This is a genomic window from Streptomyces capoamus (genome assembly GCF_014654935.1).
Lineage (GTDB): Bacteria > Actinomycetota > Actinomycetes > Streptomycetales > Streptomycetaceae > Streptomyces > Streptomyces capoamus.
In genome coordinates this window covers 41,563-49,328 of record NZ_BNBF01000023.1, presented here as the reverse complement: position 1 = coordinate 49,328, position 7,766 = coordinate 41,563, and the positions used below count along the sequence as shown (strand labels likewise).

The window sequence follows — 7,766 nt, the reverse complement described above, 5'->3', positions numbered from 1 at the left end:
GATCGCCTTCCGGGCGCTGCAGGGCCTGGGCGGCGGCGGGCTGATGGTGCTGTCCATGGCGATCGTCGGCGACCTCGTACCGCCCCGCGAACGCGGCCGCTACCAGGGCCTGTTCGGCGCAGTGTTCGGGGCGACCAGCGTGCTCGGACCGCTGCTCGGCGGGCTGTTCACCGAGCAGCTCAGCTGGCGCTGGGTGTTCTACGTCAATCTGCCCGTCGGCGTGGTCGCGCTCGCCGTGATCGCCGCCGCCCTGCGCATCCCGCGCCGCACCGCCCACCACGCCATCGACTACGGGGGCACGTTCCTGATCGCCGCCGTCGCCACCTGCCTGGTGCTCGTCGCCTCGCTCGGCGGTACGACCTGGGCCTGGGACTCGGCGCAGATCATCGGGCTCGCCGTGCTGGGCGTCCTGCTGGCCGTCGCGTTCGTCGCCGTCGAGCGGCGCGCCGCCGAACCCGTGCTGCCGCTGAAGCTCTTCGGCATCCGCACCTTCGCCCTCGCCGCCGTCATCAGCTTCATCGTCGGCTTCGCCATGTTCGGCGCGATGACGTACCTGCCGACCTTCCTCCAGGTCGTGCACGGCATCTCCCCGACGCTGTCCGGGGTGCACATGCTGCCCATGGTGGCTGGCCTGCTGCTGTCCTCCACGGTCTCCGGGCAGATCGTCAGCCGCACCGGCCGCTGGAAGGTCTTCCCGGTGGCGGGCACCGCCGTCACCGCGCTCGGCCTGCTCCTGCTGCACCGCCTCGACGAGCACAGCCCGACCGCCGAGATGAGCGTCTACTTCTTCGTCTTTGGTCTCGGCCTGGGCCTGGTCATGCAGGTCCTGGTGCTGATCGTGCAGAACGCCGTCTCCTACGAGGACCTGGGCGTCGCCACCTCCGGCGTCACCTTCTTCCGCTCCATCGGCGCCTCCTTCGGCGTGGCCGTCTTCGGCACGGTCTTCGCGAGCCGCCTGGGCGACCAACTCGCCGACGCCTTCCGGGGCGTACGACTGCCGGCCGGCGCCAGCCCCGACACGCTGAAGGCGGACCCGCGGGGCATCGCCGCCCTGCCGCCGGCGCTGCGCCCGGCCGCCCTGCACGCCTACGCGTCCGCCATCACCGACGTCTTCCTCTACGCCGCCCCCGTCGCCGGCCTCGGCTTCCTGCTGGCGTGGTTCCTCAAGGAGGACCGGCTGCGCGGCTCGGTCACCGCACCCGACGTCTCCGAGACCCTCCCGCCCAACCCCGTCGAGCGCTCCTCCCACGACGAGGTGTGCCGCGCCCTGTCCGTGCTCGGCACCCGCGAGGGCCGCCGCCAGGTCTACCGGGAGATCACCGAACGCGCCGGGTACGACTTGCTGCCCGCCGCCGGCTGGATGCTGCTGCGCATGCGCCGCTACGGCTCCGTCGAACCGGCGGTACTGGCCGAGCGCAGCCCGGTCCCGCTCCAGGCGGTGATGGCCGCCGTCCGCCAGGTCGAGGAACGCCGGCTCGCCGAACGCCGGGGTCTGGACCTGGTGCTGACCGGTACCGGACGCGAGGTCGCGGAGCGGCTCGCCGAGGCCCGTGAGGAGTCCCTGGCCGAACTGCTCGGCGACTGGTGGCAGCCCGGCCGGGAGACCGACCTGACCCGGCTGGTCCGCGACCTCACCGGCGAACTCTGCGGCGCCGAGAGCGAGCGCCCGCACAACGGCACGGTGACGAAGGTCAGTTGACGGCCCGCGCCGGCATCAGCTCCTTGCGGAACCAGTGTTCGGCGTACGGGTCGGTGTTGTGCGGGCCGGTCTCGGTGTAGCCGAGCCGGGCGTAAAGGGCGCGGGCCTCGACCAGGTCACCACGGGTGTCCAGCACGATCCGCCGGGCGCCGAGAGCAAGCGCGGCCTCTTCGGCGGCGGCCACGAGCAGGGGGGCCCCGCCCCGGCCGCGCCGCTCCGGCAGCACGAACACCCGGGTCAGCTCGGCGGTGTCCGCGTCCAGCAGCCGTACGCCCGCCGAACCGGCCGGCGCGCCGGCGTACCGCCCGAGGAGCAACTGCCCGCCCGGCGGCGCCAGATCGTCCCCCGGGTGGGCGGCGATCTCCCGCTCCAGTTCGGCCGGGTCGGTGCGGCGCCCCTCGTGCAGCAGGTACCAGCGGTCGCTGACCTCCGTGTAGTACGCCCGCCACAGCGCGGCGGCGGCCGGGGAGTCGTACGGCTCCGGAGCGATCGTCCATGTCATGTCCGCCATTGTCCGGAGCCGCCCTGCGCCCCGCGAACCGTTTGTGGGCCTGCTTCCGGGTCACCCGAAGGAAGAACCGGCCAGCGGGGCCGGTCCGAGCGGAAGGCAGCCATGTCCACAGGCCTGATCATCTTGTTGATCGTGATCGCAGCGGTCGTGGTCGTCGGCGCGGCCATTCTGGTCGCGCGCACCCGCGGCGGGCACGGCGGGACCAGCTTGAAGCGGCGCTTCGGGCCCGAGTACGAGCGGGCCGTGGCCCTGCACGACGGGGACACCAAGGCCGCCGAACGAGAGCTGACCGAGCGCGTCGAACGCCACGGCGACCTGCGGGAGCAGCCGCTGGACGGCACCGAGCGGCAGCGGTACGCGGACCGCTGGACCGCCGTGCAGGAACACTTCGTCGAATCGCCCCGCGAGGCGGTGGCCGAGGCCGACCGGCTGCTCGCGGAACTCGCCGCGGTACGCGGCTACCCGGACGGCGAGCGGTACGAGGAGCAGCTCGCCGCGCTGTCCGTGCACCACCCCCGGCACGTCGACGGCTACCGGCAGGTGCACCGGGCCGCCCGCCTGGGCGCCGGTACCGGCGAGTCCGGCGCCCAGACCGAGGAACTGCGCTCGGCGCTGCTCGGTGCGCGCGCCCTCTTCGACGAGCTGACCAGCACCGAGCCCGGCCGGCACCGGGCCCCCGCCGGCGCGGAGCGCACGGCGCCGGCCGCCGCGACCCACTCCCACGCCCGCTCCCACACGCCGTGGGCCCTGCACCGGAGCCGACCGAAGGAGAGCTGAACGCCATGACGGACAGGACGAGCGGCCCCGGCGACGACCGGCACCGCACCGAGCGGTTCAAGCGTCCCGCCGGGGACGAGTGGACGCCGGAGCAGGAGTCGCGGGAGCAGGAGTCACCGGACCGGGACGAGTGGGCCCCCGGCGACGCGTCCCCGGCCCACCGCACCCCGAGACCACCCCGCCCGGAGGAACACCTCCCCGGCGAACCGGCCCCGGGCGGCCGGATGACGAAGGACGAGAGGAAGGGCGAGGGCGTGAGCGAACCGGTTCCGGGCGCGGAGCACGGCTCCGAGAAGCTGCGGCTCGCAACGCAGGAGCCGGGGCCCGCAGCGGCCGGTACCGGTCGGCCGGGCGCGGCTGCCGGTCACGGCGGTACGCCTGCCGTGGGCGAGGAGGGGCGCATGCCGGACGACGGGCTCGGCGCACCCGCGGTCGGCGCGGTCGGCGAGCGCGAGGCCGGTACCACCGACGGGCGGGGAACCAACTCCTGGCCGGCGGCACCGGCCGCACCGGCCGCACCGGCTGCCTCGGGTACGCCGTCCGGCGCCGACGCGCCGCTGCTGCCGCACGAGGAGACGGACCGGTGGGAGCGCCGGCTGCGTGAGGTGGCCGTCGGGTTCGTGGACGACCCCAGGGTGGCCGTCGAAGAGGCCGACCGGGCCCTGGAGGAGATCACCACGCGGTTCACCGAGGCCGTCACGCACCGCCGCCGCACCCTGCGGACGTCCTGGCAGGGCGGCGAGGAGCACGGCCCCGCGACGGAGACCGACACCGAGCAGCTACGGCTCGCCCTGCGCGACTACCGGGAACTGGCCGGGCGGCTGCTGCACGGCTGAGCCGGTCACACCCCCTCACCCCTGGCGGCAGCCCTGCGCTGCCGCCATTCGCGTACGACCTCCTCCACGTCGTACGGCTTCTTCCCCAGCGGCGGCCCCGGCGGCGGCTTGAACATCATGTCCTTGATCCGGACGTTGACGTCCTCGATGATCTTCCGGGCGATCCGCTCCGAGGGCGCCGCGTACGCCGCCTCCAGCGCGTCCTCCGCCTCCTTGCGCAGCGCGAGCGCGGGCGGCAGCACGGCCAGCCCCTCCCGCACCAACTTCCGCTTGATCCACCACAGTTCGTCGTACGTGGAGTCGACCTCCGAGGGCAGCGGCGCACCCGCGCCCGGCAGCCGGTCGAACTCCCCGCGCCCCTGCGCGTCCCGGATCTGCTTGTCCACCCAGGAGTCGAACGGCACCCCCGGTGGCTTTCGCTCGGTCATGAACCCATTGTGCCGGACGCGGCCCCGCCGGGCGTTTTATCATTCGGCGGCGGTACGCACCGCGCCCGCCCGCCGCAACCCGGCACCGCATCAGGACGTTTCAGGGGGAACGCTCGTGCTCGAACTCACCATGGCCGCCGTCTCCGGGGCCGACGCGGGCGCCACCGCCGGCATGACGATGGCCGAGGCGCCGAGCGAGCCCGGCGCCGTCCTGCGGGTCGGCCGCGACGGGGCGCTGTGCCGGCTGGCCACCCCCGAGGACTGGCTGTTCGTCTCCCGCGTCCACCTGGAGTTCCGCTGCGACCCGGGCGGCACCTGGCAGCTGACCTGGCTGCGCGGATCGCAGGCCGACCCGGCGTCCGAGGTCAGGCTCGCCGTCGGGCCCCACGTACAGCCCGTCGGCTACGGCGCGACCGTGACGCTGCCGCACGGCGGATCCGGCGAGATCGTCGTCCAGGACCGCACCGCGCCGCGCAGCGTCAACATCGGCTTCTACCACGACCTCTGAGCCGGCCCGCCGCGCGTCCGCGCCGTCAGCCCAGCACCCGGGCGAGCGCGAACCCGTCGTAGCCCTTGCTGCCGACGGTCTGGATCGCCGTACCGGTCAACCGGGGGTGCTCGGCGATCAGTTCGATCGCGGCGCGGGTGCCGACGACGTCCGGTCCGCTGTCGTCCGGGTCGGCCACCCGGCCGCCGCGCACCACGTTGTCCAGGACGATCAGGCTGCCCGCCCGGCTGAGCCGGAGCGCCCACTCCACGTAGTGCGGGTTGTTGACCTTGTCGGCGTCGATGAAGACCAGGTCGAAGGGGGCCGGGTTCTCGTCGGCGAGCTTGGGCAGCGACTCCAGGGCCGGCCCCACCCGCACCTCCGCGATCCGCTCCAGGCCCGCGCGGGCGATGTTCCGCACGGCCACCTCGGCGTGCTTGGCGCTGTACTCCAGCGAGATCAGCCTGCCGTCCTCGGGCAGGGCGCGGGCCAGCCAGATCGTGCTGTACCCGCCGAGCGTGCCGATCTCCAGGATGTGCCGGGCGCCCTGCACCTGGGCGAGCAGCTGCAGGAACTTGCCCTGCGCGGCCGTGACGGCGATGGCCGGCAGCCCGGCGGCGTCGCTGTCGCGCAGGGCCGCGCGCAGCGGCTCGTCGTCCGGTGAGAGGTGGCTGATGAAGTAGTCGTCGACGTCGTCCCAGACCTGCGACCCGCTCATAGCGTCTGCTGCCTTTCCCGAGTGTCCTGCTCCGATGATCTCAGCAGAGCGCCGTCCGCGGCAGGACTATCGGCAGGCCGGGGCGCCGCCCCGGGGTCGACGGCACCAAGGCTCCCGGGGCACACGGCCCCGGGAGCGTCGGCGGGCCAGGCCGGACCGCGCCTACCGGCTCTCCACCGACGGTGCGGAACCCGGCAGCGGGCGTCCGGCCGACTCGGACATCCGCCACACGGCGACACCGCCCACGACGGCCGCGGCCATCATGTAGTACGCGGGCATCATCATGTTCCCCGTCGCCCCGATCAGCGCGGTGACGACCAGCGGAGTCGTCCCGCCGAACAGCGACACGGACACGTTGAACCCGACGGACAGGGAGCCGTAGCGCACCCGGGTCGGGAAGAGCGCGGGCAGCGCGGCCGGCATCGCCGCCGTGAAGCACACCAGGAGCATGCCCAGCGCGCCCATGCCCAGGCCGACGGCCAGCAGGCTGCCCTGGCGTATCAGCAGCAGGGCCGGGACGGACAGGAACAGGAAGCCGGCGCAGCCCGCCGCGATCACCGGTCGCCGCCCGATCCGGTCGGTCAGCGCGCCGGCGAACGGCTGGACGACCATCATCAGGACCATCACCGCGAGCACGACCATCAGCCCGTGCGTCTCGTCGTACTTCAGCTCACTGGTGAAGTAGCTCGGCATGTACGACAGCAGCATGTAGTCGGTGACGTTGTAGACCAGCACCAGGGCCATGCACAGCAGCAGGGGCTTCCACTGGCCGGTGATCATCTCGCGCAGCGGCACCTTCGGCCGGGTGGCCTCGGCCTTCTCGACCTCCGCCGCGAACGCGGGGGTCTCCTCCAGCCGCATCCGCAGGTACAGGCCGATGATGCCCATCGGGCCCGCGATCAGGAACGGGATGCGCCAGCCCCAGGCCATCAGGTCGTCGGACGACAGCAGGGCCGTCATCAGCGTGACCAGTCCGGCGCCGCCGACGTAGCCGGCGAGGGTGCCGAACTCCAGCCAGCTGCCGAGGAAGCCGCGCTTCTTGTCGGGCGCGTACTCGGCGATGAACGTCGTCGCCCCCGCGTACTCACCACCGGTGGAGAAGCCCTGCACCAGCCGGGCGGCGAGCAGCAGCAGCGGCGCGCCGACGCCGATGGTGGCGTACGACGGGATCAGGCCGATGGCGAATGTGCCCGCCGCCATCATGATCATGGTGACGGCGAGAACCTTCTGCCGGCCCACGCGGTCGCCCAGCGGACCGAAGACGAGGCCGCCGATCGGGCGGACCAGGAAGGCCGCCGCGAAGGCGCCGAACGTGGACAGCAACTGCGCGGTCGGGTTGCCGGAGGGGAAGAAGACCTTGCCCAGGGTGACCGCGATGTAGCTGTAGACGCCGAAGTCGAACCATTCCATGGCGTTGCCGAGCGCGGCCGCCTTCACGGCGCGCTTGACGAGCGCGGGGTCGGTGACGGTGACGTCGCGGGACTGGGAGGCCCGGCGGGTCTTCTGGTGCGGGAGAGCGGCTGCGGCGGTCGCCAAAACGGGGCTCGCCTACCTTTCGACGGGGACAGGTACGGACCCGGACGGCGGCGGTGACGTGCGACGGGCCGAAAAACGACCATAGGGGGAGTTCTGCCCCTTACGTGCCGTATGCGCTTAGGTGCACAGTGCATCCAAAGCGGGGATACGCAGGTACGTCTGCCCACTCGGGCACGGCCATGCCACCTGATCAATGTGATCCTTCTCGCGTCCCGGACGTGGAACCGGTGCGGCCGATGTCCTGAAATGCGCACTCGAACCAGACCGTCTTCCCGCCGCCGGCCCCCGGGGACACCCCCCACTTGTCCACCACGGCGTCGAGCAGCGCCAGACCCCGGCCGCCCTCCGCTTCCCCGTCCGCGTCCGGCTCCAGCCGGGGCCGCCCGGCGAAACCGTCGGTCACCTCCGCCCGGACGCCCGCCGTCTGCCGGGCCACCACCAGCGTGCAGCGCCGGTCGGGCACATGCCGTACGACGTTCGTCACCAGCTCGCTCACGCCCAGCTCGACGGCGAACGTCAGCTCCTGCAGCTGCCACTCGTCCAGCAGGGAGCGGACGATGCGGCGGACGTGGCGTACCGAGTGCTCGCCCACGGTGAGCTGCATGCGGTACTGGGGGGTGTGGGGAAAGTTCAGGTTCACAGGACGAGGCTGACCTCGCGTCACTACGCTGGGCTACCGTCTGAACGCAACGCGTCCTGGAGGGGACTTGCCGTGGTGAACATCAACACCCTCGACCCCGGCGCCTCGCCGCTCGACTACTACGGCTTCGAACT

Annotated in this window: 9 protein-coding genes and 1 pseudogene; 5 read left to right on the top strand and 5 right to left on the bottom strand. The window is 72.8% G+C overall.

The window, feature by feature from the left end:
• A partial coding sequence (locus IE312_RS29895; RefSeq protein WP_229900590.1) for an MFS transporter occupies positions 1–1,699 on the top strand: 1,699 nt, incomplete at its 5' end.
• On the opposite strand, the gene IE312_RS29890 is transcribed toward IE312_RS29895, so the two are convergent.
• Complete coding sequence (locus IE312_RS29890; protein ID WP_189985402.1) at positions 1,692–2,210, bottom strand: GNAT family N-acetyltransferase; 519 nt, start codon at positions 2,208–2,210, stop codon at positions 1,692–1,694. The genes IE312_RS29895 and IE312_RS29890 overlap by 8 nt on opposite strands.
• A 102-nt stretch (positions 2,211–2,312) precedes the next feature.
• On the opposite strand from IE312_RS29890, the gene IE312_RS29885 reads away from it, so the two are divergent.
• Both IE312_RS29885 and IE312_RS44330 read left to right on the top strand, forming a co-directional pair.
• The gene (locus IE312_RS29885) at positions 2,313–2,987 is read left to right on the top strand and encodes a hypothetical protein (RefSeq protein ID WP_189985401.1); all 675 of its coding nucleotides are present in this window, start codon (positions 2,313–2,315) and stop codon (positions 2,985–2,987) included.
• A gap of 5 nt (positions 2,988–2,992) precedes the next feature.
• Positions 2,993–3,823 (top strand): chromosomal replication initiator protein DnaA, encoded by an 831-nt coding sequence (locus IE312_RS44330; RefSeq protein WP_370467627.1) that lies wholly within the window; start codon positions 2,993–2,995, stop codon positions 3,821–3,823.
• 5 nt (positions 3,824–3,828) lie between these two features.
• Here the strand turns inward: IE312_RS44330 and IE312_RS29875 are convergent, their stop codons facing one another.
• Complete coding sequence (locus IE312_RS29875) at positions 3,829–4,251, bottom strand: DnaJ family domain-containing protein (protein ID WP_189985400.1); 423 nt, start codon at positions 4,249–4,251, stop codon at positions 3,829–3,831.
• Positions 4,252–4,366: 115 nt separating this feature from the next.
• Between IE312_RS29875 and IE312_RS29870 the strand changes: the two genes are divergently transcribed.
• Positions 4,367–4,759, top strand: a complete 393-nt coding sequence (locus IE312_RS29870; protein WP_189985399.1) for an FHA domain-containing protein — start codon at positions 4,367–4,369, stop codon at positions 4,757–4,759.
• Between the two features lie 25 nt (positions 4,760–4,784).
• Here IE312_RS29870 and IE312_RS29865 read toward each other — a convergent pair whose 3' ends face one another.
• From IE312_RS29865 to IE312_RS42445, 3 genes are all read right to left on the bottom strand, one after another.
• The gene (locus IE312_RS29865) at positions 4,785–5,456 is read right to left on the bottom strand and encodes an O-methyltransferase (protein ID WP_189985398.1); all 672 of its coding nucleotides are present in this window, start codon (positions 5,454–5,456) and stop codon (positions 4,785–4,787) included.
• Between the two features lie 162 nt (positions 5,457–5,618).
• Entirely contained in the window at positions 5,619–6,992 is a 1,374-nt protein-coding gene (proP, locus tag IE312_RS29860; RefSeq protein WP_189985397.1) for a glycine betaine/L-proline transporter ProP, read from the bottom strand.
• 190 nt (positions 6,993–7,182) lie between these two features.
• On the bottom strand, positions 7,183–7,596 hold the full coding sequence (locus IE312_RS42445) for an ATP-binding protein (RefSeq protein ID WP_190045955.1): 414 nt from the start codon (positions 7,594–7,596) through the stop codon (positions 7,183–7,185).
• Between IE312_RS42445 and IE312_RS42440 the strand changes: the two are divergent.
• A pseudogene (locus IE312_RS42440) lies at positions 7,516–7,766 on the top strand (hypothetical protein); the annotation flags it as partial. The gene IE312_RS42445 and the pseudogene IE312_RS42440 overlap by 81 nt on opposite strands.

Excerpts from the sequence above, each read along its gene's own strand:
- IE312_RS29885 (WP_189985401.1), top strand. The coding sequence starts at position 2,313 with ATGTCCACAGGCCTGATCATCTTGTTGATCGTGATCGCAGCGGTCGTG.
- IE312_RS42445 (WP_190045955.1), bottom strand. The coding sequence starts at position 7,596 with ATGCAGCTCACCGTGGGCGAGCACTCGGTACGCCACGTCCGCCGCATC.
- IE312_RS29890 (WP_189985402.1), bottom strand. The coding sequence starts at position 2,210 with ATGGCGGACATGACATGGACGATCGCTCCGGAGCCGTACGACTCCCCG.
- IE312_RS29865 (WP_189985398.1), bottom strand. The coding sequence starts at position 5,456 with ATGAGCGGGTCGCAGGTCTGGGACGACGTCGACGACTACTTCATCAGC.
- IE312_RS29875 (WP_189985400.1), bottom strand. The coding sequence starts at position 4,251 with ATGACCGAGCGAAAGCCACCGGGGGTGCCGTTCGACTCCTGGGTGGAC.
- IE312_RS44330 (WP_370467627.1), top strand. The coding sequence starts at position 2,993 with ATGACGGACAGGACGAGCGGCCCCGGCGACGACCGGCACCGCACCGAG.